This window comes from Halomonas sp. 3F2F, assembly GCF_014897805.1.
Classification (GTDB): Bacteria; Pseudomonadota; Gammaproteobacteria; order Pseudomonadales; family Halomonadaceae; genus Vreelandella.
Genome location: NZ_JABUZE010000052.1, coordinates 39,385 through 60,601 on the forward strand (window position 1 = coordinate 39,385; position 21,217 = coordinate 60,601).

The window sequence follows — 21,217 nt, forward strand, 5'->3', positions numbered from 1 at the left end:
ATGAACGCATGATACTAAAAGGCCCGCGACGTCACCGTCACGGGCCTTTTAGTGTGCCTGGACTGCAGGCGCCATCAAGACGCCCGCCCCGCGTCACCGCGGTAAATCAGAGATGTTCAACACTCTCAATTTCGTACTCAACATCGCCACCAGGTGTTTTTACCACCACCACATCGCCTTCTTCTTTGCCAATCATTGCTCGGGCGATAGGTGAGGTCACAGAAATGCGCCCCTCTTTAATATTGGCTTCGTCTTCACCAACAATGCGGTAGGTAACGCTGGCGTCGCTATCCAGATTCAGCAACGACACGGTAACCCCAAAGATCACCTTGCCGGTTTTGGGCAGCTTAGTAACGTCGATGACCTGCGCACCTGAAAGCTTGCTTTCAATTTCCTGGATACGGCCTTCAATAAATCCTTGCTGCTCGCGAGCGGCGTGGTACTCGGCGTTCTCCTTGAGATCGCCATGTTCACGCGCTTCAGCAATAGCAGCAATAACTTGAGGGCGGGCTTCGCCCTTCAAGTGATTAAGCTCTTCGCGAAGACTTTTTTCTCCCGCTACCGTCATCGGGACCTTGTTCATTGACTTGCTCCTGCATGCAGATCCTGAAGGCGCCGCACCGTAATCTCCCTACCGTACTCAAGCGCCATGCAAACAGCATTAGCGCCCGCCAAGGTGGTCGCATAGGGCACCTTGCGCGCGAGAGCAGTACGGCGAATAATTGAAGAGTCGTTAATAGCCTGACGACCTTCAGTCGTGTTCACGATGTAGGCGATTTCGTCGTTCTTCAACAGATCGACAATATGGGGACGGCCTTCGTAGACTTTATTGACGTGCTCCACTTCCAGTCCAGCAGCTTCAAGTGCTGCCGCTGTACCGCGCGTTGCACATAGTGTGAAGCCCAATGTTAGCAGAGAACGCGCCACTTCGATAATCCCTTGCTTGTCGGGCTCGCGTACCGAAAGGAACGCTTTACGGTCACCATCCAATGCTGGAATGGCTTCGCCAGCGCCCAACTGCGCTTTAAAGAACGCTTCTGCAAAGGTCTCGCCAGAGCCCATTACTTCACCCGTCGACTTCATCTCGGGCGACAGAATCGGGTCAACACCCTGGAACTTGTTGAACGGGAAGACCGCCTCTTTCACGCTATAGAAGTGCGGGATAATTTCGCGCTCAAAGCCCTGCTCGGCCAGTGTATTACCCGCCATGCAGCGCGCCGCAATTTGCGCCAACGAAGTGCCGATACACTTAGACACAAACGGTACGGTACGCGACGCACGAGGATTAACCTCGATGACATAAATTTCGCCACCCTGCCACGCCAGCTGCACGTTCATCAGACCTTTAACGCCCAACTCAACGGCCATTTTCTTGACCTGCTCGCGCATTTCATCCTGCACATCGGCAGGCAGCGAGTAAGGCGGCAACGCACAGGCGGAATCACCAGAGTGAACGCCAGCTTGCTCAACGTGCTGCATAATGCCGCCGATCACCACCTGCTGACCGTCCGACACAGCGTCGATATCAATTTCGATCGCGGCACTCAAGAAGTGGTCAAGCAAAACGGGAGAGTCGTTAGACACCTTCACCGCATTGGTCATGTAGTTTTCAAGCTCGGAGGCGTCATAAACGATCTCCATTGCCCGACCACCCAGCACGTAGCTAGGGCGCACCACCAGCGGGTAGCCAATGGCCTCTGCCTTGGAAAACGCCTCTTCAAAGCTACGGGCAGTGGCGTTGGGCGGCTGCTTCAAGCCTAGCTTGTCGATCATTACCTGGAAGCGCTCGCGGTCTTCAGCGCGGTCAATGGCGTCCGGCGTGGTACCGATAATCGGCACGCCTGCTGCCTCTAGTTCACGGGCAAGCTTCAGCGGCGTTTGGCCACCGAACTGCACAATCACGCCAACCGGCTTCTCTTTGTCGGCAATTTCCAACACATCTTCCAGCGTCACCGGCTCGAAGTAGAGACGATCAGAGGTGTCGTAGTCGGTAGAAACGGTTTCCGGGTTGCAGTTGACCATGATGGTTTCATAGCCATCATCGCGCATGGCAAAGGCGGCATGAACACAGCAGTAATCGAACTCGATACCTTGACCGATACGGTTCGGGCCACCACCCAATACCATAATTTTCTGACGATCAGAGACGTCCGCTTCGCACTCCTCTTCATAGGTGGAGTACATGTAAGCGGTGTCTGAGGCAAATTCCGCCGCACAGGTATCGACACGTTTATAAACCGGACGAATGCCCGCTGCTTGGCGCGTTTTGCGGAACTCTTTTTCAGACACGCCCAGCAGCTTGGCCAAACGCGCGTCACCAAAGCCTTTGCGCTTAAGCTGGTAAAGCTCGCGAGCAGAGAAATCGGCCAGAGCGCGCTTGGCGACGGCATTTTCAGTCAACACCAGGTCTTCCAACTGCACCAGGAACCAAGGGTCGATATTGGTGAGCGCAAATACCTCATCAACACTCATTCCAGAGCGCATGGCGTCAGCCACATAGAAAATACGCTCGGCACCGGCGGCCTGCAGCTCGCCCTGAATGATCGCCATATTGTCTGGCGTGAAATCGGTGATGATCGGATCAAGACCATCGTTACCGGTTTCCAGGCCGCGCAGCGCTTTCTGCAGCGACTCTTGGAACGTACGGCCAATCGCCATCACCTCGCCCACCGACTTCATCTGGGTGGTCAGGCGGTCGTTTGCCTGAGGGAATTTCTCGAAGGTAAAGCGCGGAATCTTAGTGACGACATAGTCGATTGATGGCTCAAACGACGCGGGCGTGCGGCCACCGGTAATATCGTTTTGCAGCTCATCCAAGGTGTAACCCACCGCCAGTTTCGCGGCGATTTTGGCAATCGGGAAACCAGTAGCCTTAGATGCCAGCGCCGACGAGCGCGATACCCGCGGGTTCATCTCGATAACCACCAGGCGGCCGGTTTTCGGGTCCATACCAAACTGTACGTTGGAGCCGCCGGTTTCCACACCAATCTCGCGCAGTACCGCGAGGCTGGCATCACGCATGATCTGATACTCTTTGTCGGTCAGCGTTTGCGCTGGCGCGACGGTAATCGAGTCACCGGTGTGAACACCCATCGGATCGAAGTTTTCAATCGCACAGACAATGATGCAGTTGTCATTCTTATCCCGCACCACTTCCATCTCGTACTCTTTCCACCCCAGCAGCGATTCGTCGATCAGCAGCTCGTGGTTATTGGAAAGCTCGAAACCGCGGGTACAGATCTCTTCGAACTCTTCTTTGTTATACGCCACGCCGCCGCCGGAGCCGCCCATGGTGTAAGAAGGACGAATAATGGTCGGAAAGCCTAATTCAGCCTGAATTTCCCAGGCCTCATCCATGGTGTGCGCCACCTTGGCTTTCGGGCACTCCAAACCAATGCGCTTCATGGCTTGATCGAACAGATCGCGATCTTCAGCCATGTTAATCGCATCGGCATTGGCACCAATCATCTCGACGCTGTACTTTTCCAGTACGCCATGCTTTTCCAGGTCAAGCGCGCAGTTGAGCGCTGTCTGACCACCCATCGTGGGTAGAATCGCGTCCGGGCGCTCGGCCTCAATAATTTTTTCAACCGCTTGCCAGGTAATCGGCTCGATGTAGGTGGCATCGGCCATGGCCGGGTCGGTCATGATGGTGGCCGGGTTGGAGTTAACCAAAATAACCCGGAACCCCTCTTCACGCAGCGCTTTACACGCCTGGGCGCCAGAGTAGTCAAATTCGCAGGCCTGGCCGATGACAATCGGGCCAGCGCCAATGATAAGAATGCTGTTGATATCGGTACGCTTAGGCATAACGGTTCCCGCAAAATAGGTGACGATGAGCGACAAAAAAACGGCGTTACATGGCGGCGATCAAGGGCAGCGTTAGCGACGCGCCTGCATCATGGTAATAAAGCGATCAAACAGCGGCGCCACATCACGCGGGCCAGGGCTAGCTTCCGGGTGACCTTGGAAGCTAAACGCCGGGCGGTCAGTGCGCTCGATCCCTTGCAGCGTGCCATCGAACAGCGAACGGTGCGTGGCACGCACGTTGGCTGGAAGGGTCGCTTCATCGGCAGCAAAGCCGTGGTTTTGGCTGGTAATCATTACCGTGCCGGTGTCTAAATCCTGCACCGGATGGTTAGCACCGTGGTGGCCGTGGCCCATCTTGATGGTTTTGGCACCCGAGGCCAGCGCCAGCAACTGGTGACCAAGGCAAATGCCAAATACCGGCGTATTGGTTTCCAATACATCCTGAATTGCCTTGATGGCGTAATCACAGGGCTCGGGGTCACCGGGGCCGTTAGCCAAAAAGATCCCATCCGGATTCATCGCCAACACGTCAGCCGCAGGCGTTTGTGCCGGTACGACCGTCAACCGGCAGCCGCGCTCGGCCAGCATACGTAGGATGTTAAATTTCACCCCGAAGTCATACGCCACCACGTGGTAAGGACGCTCACCTTGGGAAGCATCAGCATAGCCCTCGCCCAGCGTCCACTCGCCTTGGGTCCATTCGTAAGCCTCTTTGCACGAGACTTCCTTGGCCAGATCCATGCCCTTCAACCCGGGAAATGCCTTCGCTGCCGCCAGCGCCCGCTCTACCGCATCATCGCCCTCTGCTTCTGCACCCGCCAGAATCGCACCGTTTTGCGCGCCTTTATCACGCAGAATGCGCGTTAAACGGCGAGTATCGATATCCGCAATGCCCAGCACATTTTGGCTTTTTAGATAGTCAGAGAGGCTTTGCTCTGAACGGAAACTGCTGGCCAGCAGGGGTAAATCACGAATCACCAGGCCCGCTGTGGCAATCGATGCAGATTCCACATCTTCCGAATTAATGCCGGTATTGCCGATATGAGGATAGGTCAGCGTGACGATTTGGCGGGTGTAAGAAGGGTCAGTGAGGATTTCCTGGTAGCCGGTCATGGCTGTATTGAACACCACCTCACCGCTTGTGACGCCATCCGCGCCAATGGCAATGCCATGAAACACACTGCCATCTTCCAGGGCCAATATCGCGGGTTTGCTCAATGCGGGGTTATTCAAGACAAGTTCTCCCATGCTGGTGGGAGCCTGTGGGCGCAGGCTCGGCGATCCGGTTTGTCGGCGTTTGCGTGCAAACGTCGGGTCGTAAAAAAGCGGGACGAAGCCGATAGTAAAAAAATCGGTTTCATCCCGCTTGTTGTTCTCTTCCGTGGCGAATGGCCATGGCGCAGCATTTAGCTGACTGTTTTCTCTAACCTGAGGCCAGTGCAACAAGCGCGGTGCTTACCCTACAGCGATTCGTTCGCTGCAGATATTTTGCTGCTTTTTGCAGCCACTGGGCCAAAATTTTTGGAATGTTACAGGATTTATCGACCTTAGGCTAGCCCTAAAACTACCAGCAACTTTATATGCTCCATTTTACCCCTGCAATCAATATGCCACGACCTTCAGGTCATTGATAAATGAGGAGGATGGAAGTCGCCCCAAAATTTTTTGTGTACGTAATTAATATATTTGGTTGCCTTCTTGATGTTTTTTTGTCTACGCTTGTCCGAGTTGACCAAATGGTCAAACACGTTTTTTTCGATAGCTCACCCAACAAATACAAAGAGAATATCGTCATGCCACAAAGCCCTACGCCGTATTCCGGCTCTCCTCCCGTGCAAGCAACGAGCACCCTGGATAATTACTTCAATGTCAGCCGCCGCGGCTCCTCGGTGAAGACCGAAGTGCTTGCAGGCATCGCGACGTTTCTAGCCGGGATGTATATCATCGTGGTCAACCCAGCCATCTTATCTGATGCGGGTATTCCCTTTTCTGCAGCACTCTCCGCCACCGTGGTCATCAGCTTTTTTAGTAGCTTGGCCATGGGCTTGTATGCCCGCAATCCAATTTTAGTTGCTCCTGGAATGGGCATGAATGCGCTTTTCACCTACACCCTGGTGCTTGGCGCAGGGTTATCGTGGGAAGTTGCTCTAGGCTGCGTATTCTGGTCAGGAGTACTGTTCGCTATTTTGGCGCTGTTTAACGTTCGCGAAGCCATCATCGAGGCCATTCCAGCCTCATTGCGCTATGCCATCACCTGTGGGATAGGCCTATTCATCACCTTTATTGGGCTCAAGAATGCCGGGTTCATCGTAGCCAACCCAGCGACCCTGATTAGCCTGGGCGATTTAAACGCAAGCCTAATAACCTTCTTTATTGGCCTAATGGCTACCGCGATACTGGTCATTCGCGGCTTCAATGGCGCTCTGATCTTAGGCATCGCCCTAACCACTCTGTTGGCAATCCCTATGGGGCGGCTGTGGAGTGACGACGTATTGGTGGCTTGGCAAGGCCTAGCCGCATGGCCGGATTTCTCGGCGGTAATGAAGGTCGATATTCTAGGCGCCCTCAAGGTGGCTTACCTGCCGTTCATTTTCGTGATGCTGTTTACTAACTTCTTCGACTCACTGTCTTGCTTTATGGCGCTATCCGAGTCAGCGGATCTCAAGGATGCCAACGGCAATCCACGCAACCTTAAGCGTTCCATGACGGTGGATGCTTTCGCATCGATGATCGCGGCCCCTCTCGGCACCAGCGCGGCACAAACCTTTATCGAATCCGGTGCTGGCGTTGCCCAGGGCGGCCGCACAGGACTCACGGCCGTCGTTATTGGCGTATTGTTCCTGCCTTTCTTGTTTCTCTCACCGTTGCTGTCCCTAGTTCCCAGCATCGCGACAGCCCCAGCTCTTGTCTTGGTGGGGCTGTTCATGATGGCACCGATTGGAAAGATTGACTGGAGCCGTCTCGAGGAAGCCTTCCCCGCATTTCTAGCCATCATTTTAATGCCGCTGACGTACTCCATCACCCTGGGTATCGCCTTTGGTTTTATCAGCTTTGTACTCATCCGGCTGGCCACCGGCAAGCTGGATGAGATTAAGCCTGCGATGTGGGTCTCCGCCCTGTTAGCGGTGGTGATGCTACTGACAGCACAATAGACGACTCTTCTCATGCTGAGTCATCAAGAAATACCCCGTTTCTCACGCACCACCTGACCGATCGGACAGCAATTAAGCAACCAATAACAACATAACGGGTAGAACTATGATTACATTTCACCTCAATGGGCAACCGCATCGCGTTACAGCGGATGTTCACCTTAGCGTTCTGGAACTGCTAAGAGAACAACTACACCTGACCGGCACCAAGGAAGGTTGCGCGTCTGGTGATTGCGGCGCTTGCACGGTAGCCATCGGGGCACCCGATGCCAATGGCGAGCTACGCTACCACAGCGCCAACGCCTGCATCATGCCCGCTCATCAGCTCCAAGGCCGCCACTTAGTCACCGTCGAAGGTCTCGCTGACGACCAGCAATACCTGCATCCCGCCCAGGCAGCCATGGTCGAATGCCATGGTAGCCAATGCGGCTTCTGCACGCCGGGCATTGTGATGTCATTGTTCACACTGCACGAAGAACAGCACACTAACCCGCTCGCCACTCCCTTTAGCCCTGAGCGCCTTGAAGCCGCACTTGGCGGCAACCTGTGTCGCTGCACTGGCTATCGCCCCATTCGTGATGCGGCATTAGCAATGAACAGTATCGATGGTCATCGCCCTGAATGGTTAGATGCAACACTGAATGATGCGCAAGATAATCAGCACGTGGCCAACCTGGACGAAACCAGCAGCCGTTTCCATCAGCCTCGCCAGCTGAATGACCTAGTGCGCCTACGCGCAGCCCATCCAGAAGCACGCTTGGTTGCGGGTGCCACTGACCTTTGGCTTGAAGTCACCCAACAACTGAAGGACTTACCACGGCTTATCGACACCACCCGCGTAAGTGAGCTTCAGCAAATTGAACAAGGTCAGGATGCGAGCGGGCGTCCCGGCTGGTGGATCGGAGCAGCCGTCACCTATGCACGCCTGGAGCCCCTACTCGAGAGTGAATATCCAACCTTTGCCCATCTTCTACACCGCCTAGGCTCGGCACAAGTACGCAACCGCGGCACCTTGGGCGGCAACGTTGCTAATGCATCCCCCATCGGCGATACCCCGCCGGTGCTGCTGGCTCTTGATGCACAGCTTCGTCTTGCAGGCCCTAACGGCTCCCGCGAGATTGCCGCCAGCAACTTCTTCATCGACTACAAAAAAACCGACTTGGCTGACAATGAGGTGTTAAGCGCGGTTTTCATCCCGGCCCCACAAGCAGGCCATCAGTTGAAAGTATGGAAACTCTCGAAGCGGCGCGAAGATGATATTTCTGCCGTGCTGAGTGCCTTTGCCTGGCATCTGGAGGATGGGTGTCTACGCGATGTACGCCTGGCCTTCGGTGGCATGGCCGGCATACCTGCCCGAGCCCGTGGGGCCGAAGCGGCTCTCGAAGGAAATCCCCCCTCACCAAGCGTCTTTGAGGCTGCACGCCAAGCACTCGCGAATGACTTTTCACCGATGAGCGATGTTCGTGGCAGTGCCGACTACCGCACGCGCTCAGCGAGCGCGCTACTTGAACGCCTGCGTCTGGTCATCGAATCGTCTACCCACGCCCAACCACACACTCAGGAGGTGATGCTCCATGCGTACGCTCACTGATCTGCCAGCACCACAGCCTGAGCAGAAAGCATTTCAGCCAGCACAACATACCGGCCGTTTTTTTTCTGGCACCTCGGCCAATCACGAGAGTGCCATCAAGCATGTCACCGGGCGCGCGGCTTATATTGATGACCTAGCCCTTCCGGCCAATGCCCTCCACCTAGCCGCAGGCCTGTCATCTGTCGCCCACGGGCGCATTACCCGCATGGATCTGGAAGCGGTAAGGTCTGCTCCTGGTGTGGTCGATGTTATTAGCGTGGCAGACGTGCCAGGCCATACCGATATTGGCCCCGTTTTCCCAGGGGATCCCATCATGGCCGACGGCGAAGTGCTCTACGCGGGCCAGGTGCTATTTGCCGTGGCGGCCGACAGCCACCGTGCGGCTCGTCAAGCAGTCGAAAAGGCAATTATCGAGATCGAGGAGCGCCCTGCAAGCCTCGACCCCGTTGCTGCCGCCAACGCGGGCGATCTGGTACGCCCTACTCATCAACAGATCAGTGGAGACTGGGAAAAAGCCTTTGCCGACGCTGCCATTGTCGTTGCTGGCAAACAGTTTGTCGGTGGCCAGGAACACTTCTACTTGGAAGGGCAAGCCTGCGTCGCTCATCCCAGCGAAGACGAAGGCGTTATGATTCATACCTCCAACCAGCATCCTAGCGAGACGCAGAAACTGGTTGCCGAGGTGCTCGGCATTCCCTTCCATGCCGTTACCGTCGAGACTCGCCGCATGGGGGGCGGATTCGGCGGCAAGGAAACACAGGCTTCTCCCTGGGCTTGCCTAGCCGCCCTAATCGCTAGACGAACCGGGCGCAGCTGCCGCTTCCGCTTACCGCGGGTCGATGACATGCGCGTCACCGGAAAGCGCCACCCTTTTCATAACGACTACCGTCTTGGCGTCGATGCTCAGGGCGTGATTCTGGGTGGCGATATCAATGTAATCGGCGACTGTGGCTATTCACCCGACCTTTCCGACGCCATTGTTGATCGCGCCATGTTCCACTCGGATAACGCCTATTCGCTGGGTGACGTCCGCGTTACAGGATATCGAGCGCGCACCCATACGGCCTCTAACACAGCTTTCCGCGGCTTCGGCGGCCCCCAAGGTATGATGGTTATTGAGGCGGCAATGGAGGATATCGCTCGCCGTCTGGGCGAAGATCCGCTGACGATACGCAAGCGCAACTTTTACCGCGACGGCCGCAACACGACGCATTACGGCCAGACGGTAGATCAGACCGTTCTACTGCATGAGCTGGTTGAGCAACTCGAAACCTCTAGCGACTACTGGCAGCGGCGCCGAGCGATCCGAGAGTTCAACGCCAAGAGCCCCGTCATTCGTAAAGGCTTAGCGTTGACCCCGGTAAAATTCGGCATTTCCTTCACCGCCCAGCACCTCAACCAAGCGGGCGCGCTTCTTCACGTCTATACCGACGGCAGCGTCATGATCAACCATGGCGGCACCGAGATGGGTCAGGGGCTGCACACCAAGATTTGCCAAGTAGTTGCGCGTGAGCTGGGATTGGATCTTGATAGCGTGCGCATCACCGCCACGCGTACCGACAAGGTGCCCAACACCTCTCCCACCGCCGCCTCCAGCGGTGCCGATCTCAATGGCCAGGCGGCGCGCGATGCGGCACTCAAACTAAAAACACGACTTTATGACTTTGCCGCCGAGCACTACCATCTCGATCGAGAAACCATCCACATCAAAGAGGGTTATTTAATAGCCGGCTTTGGCGAAAGTGAACGCCGCATCGCTTGGGGAGAGCTGGTTCAAGCCGCTTATCTATCGCGCATCTCACTTTCGGAAAAAGGCTTTTACGCTACCCCATTGATCCATTATGACCGCGCCACCGGCAATGGACGCCCTTTTTACTACTATGCCTTTGGTGCGGCGGTGGCCGAAGTTTCAATCGATACCTTGAGCGGCGAGTACCTAGTAGATCGTGTCGATATTCTCCACGACGTGGGTGACTCACTGAATCCGGCTATCGATATCGGCCAGGTCGAAGGTGGTTTTATTCAGGGGATGGGCTGGTTAACCAGTGAAGAGCTGAAATGGAATAATAAAGGCCAACTGATTTCCAATGGCCCCGCGACCTACAAGATTCCCACTTACGGCGACCTACCCGCCACTTTCAATACCTCCTTAATGGAAGGCCACCCCAACTCCATGGCCAGCATCTATCGTTCCAAGGCCGTGGGTGAACCCCCTTTCATGCTTGGTATGTCGGTATGGGCGGCTCTGCGTGACGGCTTGGCCAGCCTAAACGGATACACTCAGGCGATACCTCTGGACACCCCAGCCACACCGGAGCGAGTCATGGCGGCAGCCGAAGCCGCACGCGCCAAACTTGCCCCTGACGCTGACAAACGGCACAGCAATGGCCATTAAGCCTTCCCTCTCTAACTATCTTCAGGAGCAACATTATGAATGAAGAGCAAGGACCATGCCTGAAACAAGAGCAGGGGCAAGCCTGGTTAATACGTGCACGGGTCTTGAGTTTCGATGCCGACCCCGGCGATGGTGACACGCCCCGAGAGGGTAGCGTTGTCTACCACCAAGACGGTGCTCTATGGTGGGCCGACGGTCGCATTCAGGGCGTCGGCGACTATCGCACTCTGGCCCCTCAGTTACCCGCCGATATCAGCGTCATCGACCAGCGTGACAAGCTGGTCATGCCAGGCTTTATTGACAGTCATGTCCACTATGTTCAGCTCGATATCATGGCCTCTTATGGCCGCCAACTGCTGGACTGGTTGAATGACTACACCTTTCCTGAAGAGTGCCGTTTCGCCCAGCGCGCGCATGCCGACAACATGGCCGACGCTTTTCTCAAAGAGCTGATGCGAGTCGGGACCACCACCGCCCAAGTGTTCTGCTCAAGCCATCCCAATTCGGTAGATGCCTTCTTCAGTGCTGCCCAACGCCGCGGCCTATGTATGCTTGCGGGCAAGGTACTCATGGATCGCCACGCCCCTGAAGCACTGACTGATAAGACCCTCGGCGGCATTCGTGATACCGAGCGCTTAATCAGCGACTGGCATGGCACCGATCGCCTTGGCTATAGCGTTACGCCGCGCTTTGCTCCCACTTCCACGCGCACCCAGCTTGATGCCGCTGGCGGCCTGCTGCGCAACGATGAAAGCCTCTGGCTACAGACTCACTTATCGGAAAACCTCGGCGAGCTGGACTGGGTAGCCGAGCTGTTTCCAGAAAGCCGTGACTATCTTGAGGTTTACGAGCAGTCTGGTTTGGTTGGACCACGCAGCACCTTTGCCCATGGCATTCACCTGGACAATGGTATGCGCAAGCGGCTTGCTGATCGCAGTGCCAATATCGCTTTTTGCCCCAGCTCTAACCTCTTCCTTGGTAGCGGCTTGTTCGACCGCCACGCCGCTCATGAAAATGGGTTAAATCTCACCCTGGCCAGCGATATTGGCGCTGGCACCGATCTTTCCGGGTTGGCGACTCTCAAGGCGGGCTATCAAGTAGGGCAACTGCTCGGCCAGCCACTGACGGCCTGGTCAGGTTTCCATGCCCTGACCAGAGGCAATGCCGTATCCCTATCGCTAGATGACCGTATCGGCCGTTTCGCACCAGGCATGGATGCCGACTTCGTCGTTATCGACCTGTCCGCCTCACCGCTAATGGCACGCCGTATGGCACGATGCGAAAGTTTGGCAGAGGAGTTATTCACTCTAATGATGCTAGGCGACGACCGCGCTATCTTCGAAACCTGGGCCGGAGGACGCCTACAGCACCGGCGTCAAAATTAAGCAGAAAAGCAATCAGGAGGGGGCCAGAAGCAACAAAGCCCCCTCACCCTGCCAGCAGGTTCGGAGGCCATCCAAACAGTCATGTTCAGCAGCCAACAGAGTGCATACCGAAACGCGCCCTGTTGTACTAAAACATTACTCTAAACCTAATACATCCTGCATATCGTAACGACCATGTGCTTTATCAGCGACCCAGCGAGCAGCGCGAACCGCGCCTTTAGCAAAGGTCATACGGCTGGAGGCTTTATGAGTAATTTCGATACGCTCGCCTTCAGTGGCAAACATCACCGTGTGCTCGCCAACAATGTCGCCAGCGCGCACGGTGGCAAAACCGATCTCTTTGTCGGTGCGCGGACCGCACTGACCTACCCGCTCATAAACACCGTGCTCTTTTAACGTGCGGCCGATGCTCTCCGCGACCACTTCTCCCATCTTAATCGCCGTGCCAGAAGGCGCATCCACTTTATGACGATGGTGCGCTTCAATAACTTCAATATCGTAGCCTTCGTCACCGAGAGCTTTTGCAGCGGTCTCAAGCAACTTGAGGGTCAGGTTAACGCCGACACTCATATTCGGCGCAAACACCATAGCAACCTTATCGCGGTAGCTATCCAGTTCGGCCAGCTCGTCATCGCTCATGCCGGTGGTGCCAATCACAATGCGTTTGTCGTGCTCAGCACAGAATGCCAAATTTGCCAAGGTGACTTGCGGCGCAGTGAAATCGATCAGAACATCGAAGTCGTCCACAATCGCAGCGAGAGAATCAACGGCCACCACACCGCGCTTACCAACACCTGCCAGCTCACCAATGTCCGCCCCCGCCAAGGAACTACCTGGCTCAACGATACCGCCTGCAAGTGAGGCATCTGCCTGCTGCTCTACCGCATTTACTAACGTGCGGCCCATACGGCCAGCGACGCCTACAATGGCAATTCGGGTCATGAGAACTCCTGCGCGTGCGCCGTTCGGCACCCAGCTTGGTATAAGAAAAACAAGGATAAAAAAGTGGCCGAAATTATAACAGACCCCTGTTAATGATGCGGTGCTTGCTTAAGGCAGCGCGCACGCTGCCTCGAACGGGTTAGTTCTCCCAAACAATTTCCAGCGGCTCGTCTTTTGCCATGCGCATGAGATGGCTTTCCACCACCCCCTCCAACTGATCCAGATGCTCCTCTTCCAAGGTTTCGAGGGACACAATCAAGCGATCTGCCTCGACATGCATCAGGCAGGTGCCATTGGCAAATGTGATTTTGGCTTCCTGCTCATTCTGCTCAATCTCAAGCTTATGTGCCCAGTGCTTGCATAAGCGGTTTATCAAGCGCTCACCAGAAGGCGTTACGATTTCGGCACGGGATAAAGGCATGGTGTTTTCTCCAAAGATAGCGAGTGAACTCCTACTAGCGTAATGCCCACAGCGAAAAGCGCCAAGCGGCGAATGATAAAGCCTTGCAACAACACGTTCCAACGACACCTCCTTAGCAGCGTACCTCGACAAACAAGCCTGTTTTCGTAATAATGCCCAGCTCAGTGAATACGAATTACACGCATAATCAATTTCCTCTTGGCATTACCTCTCAATAGTCGCGCTGGCGACCCTCGGTTAGTTTCACTTACCAACTGGTGATCAATATAGTTATGTCTTCCCACGCTTTCAGGACGCTACTTAGCGCACTAACCGCCTTAACGTTCACCGCTGCCAATGCTGATAGCATCACCGTCACCGATGTTGCAGGCCGTCAAGTCTCCTTAGACGCGCCTGCCGAGCGGGTTGTCTTGGGCGAAGGAAGGCAAATTTATCTGCTTGGCCTGCTGGAACCAGAAACGCCTTTTACCCATGTGGTTGGCTGGCGGGAAGACTTTTCTCAGGCGGATCCCGACAATTACGCCCGCTATCTGGAACGTTTCCCCGACATTGAGGCAATCCCCACCTTTGGTGGCTTCAAAGATGGCACCTTTGATGTTGAGCAAGCTGCGGCACTTAACCCTGACGTCATACTGATGAATATTGAGGCGAAAGCGGCCACTGAAGACGCCGCCTATGACGATAAGTTAGCCGAGCTGGATATCCCTATTGTCTATGTGGATTTCCGTGAAGACCCCATCGCACATACCATTCCCTCGATGCGGATTATTGGCCAGCTGATGGGAGATGAAGCCGCTGCCGAGGAATTCATCGCCTTTGCTGAAGAGCAGATGGCGCGGGTTACTGATGTTATTGAGGACGCCAACCCAGAGCGCCCGAGCGTATTTATTGACCGGGCAGGCGGGTATTCAGATGAATGCTGCATGAGCTTTGGCCCTGGTAACTTTGGCGAGTATGTCACCCTGGCTGGCGGCAACAACATTGCCGAAGGCATTATTCCTAACAGCTTCGGCAATTTGAATCCTGAACAAATTATTGCCGCTAACCCCGAGCACGTCGTTGTCACGGGCGGCAATTGGGATGCTTACGTTCCCGGAGGCGCTTGGGTAGGAGTAGGACCAGGCGCAAACATGGATCATGCTCGCGCGAAACTCGAAGCACTCACCGAGCGCACCGCCATGACCGGTATTGAAGCGGTCGACACTGGAAATTTCCACGCCATTTGGCATCAGTTCTATAACAGTCCTTACTATTTTGTTGCTGTTCAGCAATTGGCGAAATGGCTGCACCCCGAACTGTTTGACGATCTCGACCCTGAAGCGACAATGCGCGAGCTGCACGATCGCTTTCTGCCTATCGATTATGCACCCGGTTATTGGATATCTTTAAATGGCGACTGACAGCACTGCTATGAATAGCGTGTCCCACGGGCGCGCCTTCTATCGCACCCAGGTATTTCGTCGCCAAATGATCTTGGCGGCGCTGGTCATAGCACTGTTCTTAAGCCTGTGTATTGACCTTGCACTCGGCCCTGCACGCTACAGTCTTGGCGAAGTCGTTGCTGCTTTGTTTACCCCGGAGTCTGTTAGCCAGCAGGCACGTGTCATTTTGTGGGAAATTCGCATGCCCGTGGCGCTGATGGCGTTAGTGGTCGGTGCCAGCCTCTCGGTGGCCGGGGCTCAGATGCAAACGATCCTAAGCAACCCGCTAGCCAGCCCGTTTACGTTAGGCATTTCGGCCGGCGCTAGCTTTGGCGCTGCCCTGGGCTTGGCTTTTGGCGTTGCGATCATTCCTGCGGCCATTGAGTATGTTGTCCCCATCAATGCGTTCCTGATGGCAATGGTGACCGCTTTTTTAATTCACGCACTCAGCCTTAAGCGCGGCGTCACCGTGGAAACGATCGTACTGCTAGGCATTGCGATGGTGTTTATTTTTAACTCATTAATGGCATTGATTCAGTTTTTTGCCAGCCAACAGGCTGTCGCCGCTGTTGTCTTCTGGACCATGGGCAGTCTCACCAAGGCAACCTGGCCAAAGTTTTGGATTGCACTCGGTGTACTGGCAGCCGTTATGCCGTTACTGGCGCGCCACGGCTGGGCACTAACCGCTATGCGCCTAGGGGATACCAAGGCCGAAAGCATGGGTGTCAACCCACGCACACTACGCTTAGAAGTTTTAGTGCTGGTGTCGCTGCTTGCAGCGATTGCCGTCGCTTTTGTCGGCACTATTGGTTTTATCGGCCTAGTAGGGCCACATATTGCGCGCATTCTGCTGGGTGAGGATCAGCGCTTCTTCCTGCCCGGCTCTGCTTTATGCGGCGCGCTTATTCTTTCGGTTGGCTCAGTGATTTCCAAAATCATTATCCCAGGCACCATTATTCCCATTGGCATTATCACATCACTCGTGGGCATTCCCTTCTTCCTATTTTTGGTACTCAACCATAAGAAGGCATCATGGTAACCCTACAACTTAACCACGTTTCTGCTCGCTACGGGCGCCGTCCTATTATTCAGGACATTACAACGCCGCGCTTTCAGGGCGGCCAGGTTGTCGCCCTGCTTGGCCCTAACGCAGCAGGTAAATCAACCCTGTTTCGCCGTATTTTAGGCCTGCTAAAAGGGGACGGTGAGGTGATTGTCAGTGGCACCAGTGCCGAACGCCCAGTGGCGTATATGCCTCAAGATACGGGGGCAAAAGCAGTGCTAACGGTGTACGAATCAGTGCTACTGGCACGTATGCAAGGGCGCAGCCTAAAAGTGCAGCCTGAAGACCTTACCCAGGTCGACCGAGCGCTTGAAGAGCTCAATATCAGCGCACTTGGCGAACGCGATATCGGTGATCTGAGCGGCGGACAGCGCCAATTGGTGAGTGCCGCCCAGGCGCTGGTTCAAGAGCCTGAAATTTTAATGCTGGATGAGCCTACCTCAGCGCTTGACCTTAACCGCCAAATCAACCTGCTAAGCGTACTGCGGCGCCTTGCCGATGAGCGCAACATGCTTATTCTGGTTGCCCTTCACGACCTCGGGCATGCGTTGCGCTTCACTGATGCAGCCATGGTGTTAGAGAACGGCCGTTTAATCGCCTGCGGTTCAACCGAGGAGGTAATCTCACCTGAGTTACTGCGCCAAGTTTACAAAGTGACGGCGCGTATTGAGCCATGCTCAAAGGGCCGCCCTCAGCTTATTGTCGAAGAAGCCGTTTAATCCGGCGGCCTTCTAGTGTGGCCAGCCCGACCCCGCTAAGTAGCAACGGCAATGCCAGCAAAAAGCCGCTAGAAACCGGCAGGCCAAACAGCATCCAATCTGCTAACACAGGCCACACCAACGCAATATATTCAAAAGGCGCTAGGCGTGACGCTTCGGCGTAACGTAGCGCCAGCGTCATCGCAATATGAGCCGAACCGCCAAACAAGCCAGACAGCACTAACAACCACACCACGTCACCCTTAAGCGGTGCCCAGCCCAAGGGCAGTGTTGCCAACCCCGCTAGCGCAGAGACCAGAATAAAGTAGAAGGCAATGGAACCGGCTGTTTCGGTACGTGAAATGCGCCGTACGGTTAGCAGCGCTCCAGCGGTTAACAGCGCGCTCAGCGCGCCTAGTGCATAGCCAGCCAGCTGCCCTTGCTCGCGACTGGCCTCAAGCCCTGGCAGTACCAGCACCGCCACCCCAGCTAACGCCAACGCAATAGCGCCCGCCCGATAAAGCGAGAAGCGCTCCCCCAGCAGCAAGACACCACCCAATGCCATAAACACGGGCGTCAGCTGGGCTAACAACGTAGTTTCCGCGACAGGTAACAAGGCCACCGCCGCGAACGATGCGAACATTGCCGCTGCCCCAAGGCCCGAGCGCAACGCGTGCCCCAGTGGACGGCGCGTCGCCAATCCCTGCGGAAACTCGCGACGTAGCATCAAAAACACAACAATCGGCAACAGCGCAAATAGCGAGCGGAAAAAAACCGACTGCCCTACCGGAACCTCGTCACTCACCGCTTTAATACACACCAACATGCCGGTGAACAGCACGCCAGAAAGCACTCGCAGCCCAATGCCCAACCCAGGGCGAGACTCTTCATCCGCTAGCATTTGCCCTCGTCCTTATGTGCTAATAAGTTATGTGCAAATAATCCACGCTTTAAAAGGGTATCGGTTAGCGATTAAGCGATAAGCCCATCAGACCCACTATTTTACACTATGCAACACAATGAATTAGCAATAACTAGTTAACAAAAAAACGCCCCAACACTTGAAAGTGCCGGGGCGCTGATGTGCTGTGAAGTGAATCGCCGTTACGGCTTCATCTCTTCAAAAAACTTCTTCACACTGTCGAAGAAACCAGTTTTCTTCGGCGAATGGCTGTGGCTATTGCTGCCGTCAAAGCTCTCTTGCAACTGACGAAGCAGGTCTTTCTGCTCGTCATTGAGATTGACCGGCGTCTCCAGCACCACTTTGCAAAGCAGGTCGCCAGGTGCGCCGCCGCGTACCGGCTTCACGCCTTTACCGCGCAGTCTGAAGAGCTTACCGGTTTGAGTTTCCGGTGGAATCTTCAGCTTCACACGGCCATCTAGCGTGGGCACTTCCAGCTCCCCACCCAATGCAGCGTCAACAAAGTTAATTGGCACGTCACACTGCAGGTGTTTGCCATCGCGCTGGAAGATGTGGTGTGGCTTGATCGATACCTGAACATACAGGTCACCGGGCGGGCCACCGTTAACACCACTTTCACCCTCACCATTCAGGCGAATGCGATCACCTGTATCCACTCCCGGCGGAATCTTCACCGACAGTGTGCGCGTTTCCCGTACGCGGCCTTCACCGTTACATTTGTGGCACGGCACTTTAATGTGCTGGCCACTACCGTGACAGGTCGGGCAGGTTTGCTGAACCGCGAAGAAGCCTTGCTGCATACGCACTTGGCCGTGGCCGTGGCACGTGGGACAGGTTTCTTTGCTAGAGCCAGGCTCAGCACCTTCACCATCGCAGCGGTCACATTCGATATGGCGTGGCACGCGGATATCAACGGTTGTGCCGGAAACGGCGTTTTCCAGATCCAGCTCTAAGTTGTAGCGCAGATCACTGCCACGCGCGGGGGCATTAGGTCCACGACGACGGCCACCACCGCCACCAAAGATATCGCCAAACACATCACCGAAGATGTCGCTGAAGTCGCCAGCGCCACCACCACCGAACCCACCACCGCCAAAGCCGCCGCCCTGGCCGTCAACACCGGCGTGACCAAACTGGTCATACGCCGCGCGCTTTTCGCCATCGCTTAAGACTTCGTACGCTTCTGACACCTCACGGAATTTTTCCGCTGCAGTGTTATCGTCCGGGTTTCGATCAGGGTGGAATTTTTGCGCCAAGCGGCGGTAGGCCTTTTTGATCTCTTTCTGATCAGCCCCTTTTTCGACACCCAGGACTTCGTAATAATCGCGTTTGGACATGGGTCCTACGCCTCCTGGTTAGCTACGCACTTAATTAGGCGTCTGCTTCGGAAACAGCAACGCGGGAGTTGTCTCCCGCGCTACCGCATTCCTTAGCAGATAGAGGTGATTTACTGTTTCTTTTTGTCGTCATTGACTTCTTCGTACTCAGCGTCAACCACGTCATCCTCTGGCTTGGTGCTGGCATTTTCAGCACTTTCGCCGTCCGCCTGCTGAGCAGCTTCCGCCTGCTCGGCGTACATTTTCTGCGCCAATTGACCAGACACTTCGGCCAGCGCGTCCAGCTTCTGCTGGATGTTGTCCTGATCGTCAGTCTTCACTGCTTCTTCCAGCTCGCTGATCGCGGTCTCGATGGCTTGTTTCTCGTCATCGGTCGCTTTATCGCCGGCTTCCTGCACGGTTTTGCGAGTGGCGTGAATCATGCCATCTGCTTGGTTACGCAGCTGCACCAGCGCTTCGAACTTTTTGTCTTCGTCCGCGTGAGCTTCCGCATCGCGTACCATTTGCTCGATCTCTTCATCCGTGAGACCGCTGGACGCTTTAATGACGATAGACTGCTCTTTATTGGTCGCCTTATCTTTGGCCGATACGTTTAGAATGCCGTTGGCATCCAGGTCGAAGGCCACTTCAATCTGCGGCACACCACGCGGTGCTGGCGGAATGTCGGCAAGATCAAAACGACCCAGCGACTTATTCTGCGAGACCTGCTTACGCTCACCCTGAACGACGTGAATCGTCACTGCCGTTTGGTTGTCATCCGCCGTGGAGAAGGTTTGCGTCTTCTTCGTGGGGATGGTGGTGTTTTTGTCGATCAGCGGCGTCATTACGCCACCCAGGGTTTCAATACCCAGGGTCAGCGGGGTAACGTCGAGCAGCAGTACGTCTTTTACGTCGCCGCCAAGAACACCGCCCTGAATCGCCGCACCAACAGCAACCGCTTCATCTGGGTTGACGTCTTTACGCGCTTCTTTACCGAAGAAATCAGCGGCTTTCTTCTGCACCATCGGCATACGCGTCTGGCCACCGACCAGAATCACTTCGTCGATTTCAGATGCAGACAAACCAGCATCTTTCAGCGCCATTTTGCACGGGTCGAGCGAACGCTGTACCAGATCTTCAACCAACGACTCCAGCTTGGCACGCGTCACCTTCACGTTAAGGTGTTTCGGGCCAGTGTTGTCAGCGGTGATGTACGGCAAGTTAACGTCTGTCTGCTGGGCACTGGAAAGCTCAATTTTAGCCTTCTCAGCCGCTTCTTTCAGGCGCTGCATCGCGAGGTTGTCGCCAGACAGATCCATACCGCTGTCCGCTTTGAACTGGTCAACTAAGTAGTTGATCAGCGCCAAGTCGAAGTCTTCGCCGCCCAGGAAGGTGTCGCCGTTGGTGGCTAACACTTCAAACTGAGTTTCGCCGTCAACGTCGGCCACTTCGATAATAGAGATATCGAAAGTACCGCCACCCAGGTCATATACCGCGATGGTTTTATCACCACGGGATTTGTCCATCCCGTAGGCCAATGCAGCAGCGGTCGGCTCGTTAATGATGCGTTTAACATCAAGACCGGCGATGCGGCCCGCATCTTTCGTGGCCTGGCGCTGGCTGTCGTTAAAGTACGCCGGTACGGTGATGACCGCTTCAGTTACCGCTTCGCCGAGGTAGTCTTCGGCGGTTTTCTTCATTTTCTTCAGCACTTCCGCACTTACCTGCGGCGGCGCCATTTTTTTGCCTTTTACTTCAACCCAGGCATCACCGTTGTCGGCTTCGGCGATTTTGTAAGGCACCATTTTGATGTCTTTTTGTACGACATCATCTTTGAAGCGACGGCCAATCAGGCGCTTGATCGCGTAAAGGGTGTTCTCAGGGTTGGTGACGGCCTGACGTTTTGCCGCCTGGCCTACCAGCGTCTCACCATCGTCGGTGTAAGCAATAATGGAAGGCGTAGTGCGGCCGCCTTCGGCATTTTCAATGACTTTAGCGCTGTCACCATCGAGCACTGCCACACAAGAGTTGGTGGTGCCCAGGTCGATACCAATAATGCGTCCCATAGCAAAAACCTCGAATTCGGTTGTTACAAAACTGA

At 55.2% G+C, this 21,217-nt stretch carries 15 protein-coding genes; 7 read left to right on the forward strand and 8 right to left on the reverse strand.

The window, feature by feature from the left end; genetic code table 11:
- Positions 1–106: 106 nt before the first annotated feature.
- From greA to carA, 3 genes are all read right to left on the reverse strand, one after another.
- On the reverse strand, positions 107–583 hold the full coding sequence (gene greA, locus INT21_RS06335; protein WP_009723748.1) for a transcription elongation factor GreA: 477 nt from the start codon (positions 581–583) through the stop codon (positions 107–109).
- Positions 580–3,810 carry a carbamoyl-phosphate synthase large subunit gene (gene carB / locus INT21_RS06340; protein WP_193060640.1) on the reverse strand — a complete coding sequence of 1,077 codons (3,231 nt, stop codon included), beginning with the start codon at positions 3,808–3,810 and terminating at the stop codon, positions 580–582. The genes greA and carB overlap by 4 nt, the downstream gene beginning before the upstream one ends.
- A gap of 72 nt (positions 3,811–3,882) precedes the next feature.
- Positions 3,883–5,028, reverse strand: coding sequence for a glutamine-hydrolyzing carbamoyl-phosphate synthase small subunit (gene carA / locus INT21_RS06345; RefSeq protein ID WP_193060672.1), 1,146 nt, complete (start codon positions 5,026–5,028; stop codon positions 3,883–3,885).
- Between the two features lie 575 nt (positions 5,029–5,603).
- On the opposite strand from carA, the gene INT21_RS06350 reads away from it, so the two are divergent.
- The 4 genes from INT21_RS06350 (at position 5,604) to guaD (ending at position 12,333) form a co-directional block, all read left to right on the forward strand.
- The gene (locus tag INT21_RS06350) at positions 5,604–6,962 is read left to right on the forward strand and encodes an NCS2 family permease (protein ID WP_083000706.1); all 1,359 of its coding nucleotides are present in this window, start codon (positions 5,604–5,606) and stop codon (positions 6,960–6,962) included.
- A gap of 106 nt (positions 6,963–7,068) precedes the next feature.
- The gene (gene xdhA, locus INT21_RS06355; protein WP_193060641.1) at positions 7,069–8,553 is read left to right on the forward strand and encodes a xanthine dehydrogenase small subunit; all 1,485 of its coding nucleotides are present in this window, start codon (positions 7,069–7,071) and stop codon (positions 8,551–8,553) included.
- The gene (gene xdhB, locus INT21_RS06360; protein ID WP_193060642.1) at positions 8,537–10,948 is read left to right on the forward strand and encodes a xanthine dehydrogenase molybdopterin binding subunit; all 2,412 of its coding nucleotides are present in this window, start codon (positions 8,537–8,539) and stop codon (positions 10,946–10,948) included. The genes xdhA and xdhB overlap by 17 nt, the downstream gene beginning before the upstream one ends.
- Before the next feature lie 35 nt (positions 10,949–10,983).
- A complete protein-coding gene (gene guaD / locus INT21_RS06365; RefSeq protein WP_193060643.1) occupies positions 10,984–12,333 on the forward strand; it encodes a guanine deaminase in 1,350 nt (449 codons plus the stop codon).
- Positions 12,334–12,468: 135 nt separating this feature from the next.
- Here the strand turns inward: guaD and dapB are convergent, their stop codons facing one another.
- Complete coding sequence (gene dapB, locus INT21_RS06370; RefSeq protein ID WP_089039924.1) at positions 12,469–13,275, reverse strand: 4-hydroxy-tetrahydrodipicolinate reductase; 807 nt, start codon at positions 13,273–13,275, stop codon at positions 12,469–12,471.
- A gap of 139 nt (positions 13,276–13,414) precedes the next feature.
- Positions 13,415–13,696, reverse strand: coding sequence for a DUF2218 domain-containing protein (locus tag INT21_RS06375; protein ID WP_193060644.1), 282 nt, complete (start codon positions 13,694–13,696; stop codon positions 13,415–13,417).
- Between the two features lie 272 nt (positions 13,697–13,968).
- Here INT21_RS06375 and INT21_RS06380 point away from each other — a divergent pair, with 272 nt between their 5' ends.
- Genes INT21_RS06380 through INT21_RS06390 form a run of 3 tightly spaced genes read left to right on the forward strand, consistent with a single transcriptional unit; the run spans position 13,969 to position 16,899 of the window.
- Entirely contained in the window at positions 13,969–15,096 is a 1,128-nt protein-coding gene (locus INT21_RS06380) for an ABC transporter substrate-binding protein (protein ID WP_193060645.1), read from the forward strand.
- Positions 15,086–16,156, forward strand: coding sequence for a FecCD family ABC transporter permease (locus tag INT21_RS06385; protein ID WP_193060646.1), 1,071 nt, complete (start codon positions 15,086–15,088; stop codon positions 16,154–16,156). The genes INT21_RS06380 and INT21_RS06385 overlap by 11 nt, the downstream gene beginning before the upstream one ends.
- Positions 16,150–16,899 carry an ABC transporter ATP-binding protein gene (locus INT21_RS06390; RefSeq protein ID WP_193060647.1) on the forward strand — a complete coding sequence of 250 codons (750 nt, stop codon included), beginning with the start codon at positions 16,150–16,152 and terminating at the stop codon, positions 16,897–16,899. Before INT21_RS06385 ends, INT21_RS06390 begins: the two co-directional genes overlap by 7 nt.
- Here INT21_RS06390 and INT21_RS06395 read toward each other — a convergent pair.
- From INT21_RS06395 to dnaK, 3 genes are all read right to left on the reverse strand, one after another.
- On the reverse strand, positions 16,877–17,779 hold the full coding sequence (locus INT21_RS06395; RefSeq protein ID WP_193060648.1) for a DMT family transporter: 903 nt from the start codon (positions 17,777–17,779) through the stop codon (positions 16,877–16,879). The genes INT21_RS06390 and INT21_RS06395 overlap by 23 nt on opposite strands.
- 203 nt (positions 17,780–17,982) lie before the next feature.
- On the reverse strand, positions 17,983–19,137 hold the full coding sequence (dnaJ, locus tag INT21_RS06400; protein ID WP_193060649.1) for a molecular chaperone DnaJ: 1,155 nt from the start codon (positions 19,135–19,137) through the stop codon (positions 17,983–17,985).
- A gap of 110 nt (positions 19,138–19,247) precedes the next feature.
- Positions 19,248–21,182: a molecular chaperone DnaK gene (dnaK, locus tag INT21_RS06405; protein ID WP_193060650.1), complete on the reverse strand. Its 1,935-nt coding sequence runs from the start codon at positions 21,180–21,182 to the stop codon at positions 19,248–19,250.
- Between the last annotated feature and the right edge of the window lie 35 nt (positions 21,183–21,217).